Below are 2,279 nucleotides of genomic sequence, written 5' to 3'. Positions count from 1 at the left end.
TCTTCATACTGTTTTTCCCCCTTTAGGTTTTATAACGGTACACTATTATAAGCCGTTCTGATACACCAATTCTTTAGCAAGTCAATGTGTCAGTTTAACGCATTAAAGTATTTCCGTGTATGATAAAAGGGCCTTATATAATTAAGCCCTTTTATCTCAGTAAGCAGTCCATTACCATTTTTTATATGTCCGGTAATATATCTTTCCTGCTTTCACTATTCTCTTTTCAACCAGGCTCAGGCTTTGTTCTTACGTCCGCAGCACTGTTTGTATTTCTTACCGCTTCCGCATGGACACGGATCGTTCGGATATACTTTGATCTCTTTTCTCTGAACTGGTTTCTTCGGACCGGCGCTGTCATCTTTGTTTGTTCCGGTAACTTTGGCAACCTGTTCACGCTCGATTTTCTGCTCTACATGTACATGATACAGCATACGAAGTGTATCTTCCTGAATAGATGTGATCATGTTGTTGAACATCTCGAATGCGCTCATCTTGTATTCAACAACCGGATCTCTCTGTCCGTAAGCAGCAAGTCCGATACCCTGACGAAGAATTTCCATATCATCAATGTGATCCATCCACTTGCTGTCGATGCATTTCAGAAGTACAACACGCTCTAATTCACGAAGCTGTTCCGGTTCCGGGAACTCTGCTTCTTTTGCTTCATAAAGCTTCACTGCCTCTTCTTTCAATGCATGCTTAATCTCATCACGTTTCTTACCTTTTACAGTCTCAAGAGTAAGCGGCTGAACCGGAATAACCGGGAGAAGTACGCCGTTAAATTCATTCAGATCCCACTCTTCGGAATCTACATCATCAGAGAAACACATATCTACATAAGTATCAACTGTATCCTGAATCATCTTGTAGATTGCCTCACGCATGTTCTCACCATCAAGAACCTGACGACGCTCTTTGTAGATGATCTCACGCTGCTCATTATTTACCTGGTCATAATCAAGAAGATTCTTACGAATACCAAAGTTGTTAAACTCAATCTTCTCCTGTGCTTTCTCGATTGCATTTGAAAGCATCTTATGTTCGATCTGTTCATTCTCAGCAACACCCAGAGATGTAAAGATCTTCATCAGTCTCTCAGAACCGAACAGACGCATCAGATCATCTTCCAGGGAAATGTAGAAACGGGACTCACCCGGATCACCCTGACGACCGGAACGTCCACGCAGCTGATTATCAATACGTCTGGACTCATGACGTTCTGTACCGATGATCATCAGACCGCCAGCCTCTCTTGACACATCATCCAGCTTAATATCAGTACCACGGCCCGCCATGTTAGTAGCAATCGTAACTGCTCCTGCCTGACCTGCCTGTGCTACGATCTCAGCTTCCAGTTCATGGAACTTCGCGTTCAATACATTATGTTTGATTCCCTGTCTCTTCAGCATACGGCTGATAAGTTCGGAAGTTTCGATTGTAATTGTACCAACCAGTACCGGCTGCTGTTTTGCATGAGCCTCAACTACAGCATTGACAACTGCGTTGAATTTCTCTTTCTTTGTCATATAAACAGCATCTTCATGGTCAACACGGATTACCGGTCTGTTCGTCGGGATTTCTACAACGTCCATTGCATAGATATCACGGAACTCTTTCTCCTCTGTGATAGCTGTACCGGTCATACCGCCCTTCTTGTCATATTTGTTAAAGAAGTTCTGGAATGTGATCGTTGCCAGAGTCTTGCTCTCACGTTTGATCTTAACATGCTCTTTTGCTTCAATCGCCTGATGAAGACCGTCAGAATAACGGCGTCCCGGCATGATACGTCCGGTAAATTCATCAACGATAAGAATCTCATCATCTTTAACAACATAATCCTGATCCTTATGCATCAGGTTGTGCGCACGAAGAGCAAGGATAATGTTATGCTGGATTTCCAGATTCTCCGGATCAGCCAGGTTCTCAATATGGAAGAATTTCTCAACCTTATGAACACCCTGCTCAGTAAGGTTTACGATCTTATCTTTCTCATTTACAACGAAGTCACCTGTCTCGATAACTTCCTCGCCCATGATAGCTGCCATCTTTGTCATCTCGTGGCTGGCTTCACCACGCTCTAACTGCTGGGCAAGGATATCGCAGGCTTCGTATAATTTCGTAGACTTTCCACTCTGACCGGAAATGATAAGAGGTGTACGCGCCTCATCGATCAAAATGGAGTCGACCTCATCGATGATACAGTAGTGCAGATCTCTCTGTACCAGCTGTTCTTTATAAATAACCATGTTGTCACGCAGATAATCGAAACCAAGTTC

Annotated in this window: 1 protein-coding gene; it reads right to left on the bottom strand. The window is 43.4% G+C overall.

Annotated features, from left to right (window positions below; genetic code table 11):
• Nucleotides 1-236 precede the first annotated feature (236 nt).
• On the bottom strand, nucleotides 237-2,279 hold a 2,043-nt coding region (gene secA, locus AC058W_RS17235; RefSeq protein ID WP_479390411.1), incomplete at its 5' end, for a preprotein translocase subunit SecA.

This window comes from Blautia sp. CGZ-1-C1 (genome assembly GCF_056504575.1).
The sequence above is the reverse complement of the archived record's forward strand: the minus strand, read 5'-3'. Positions and strand labels throughout refer to the sequence as shown.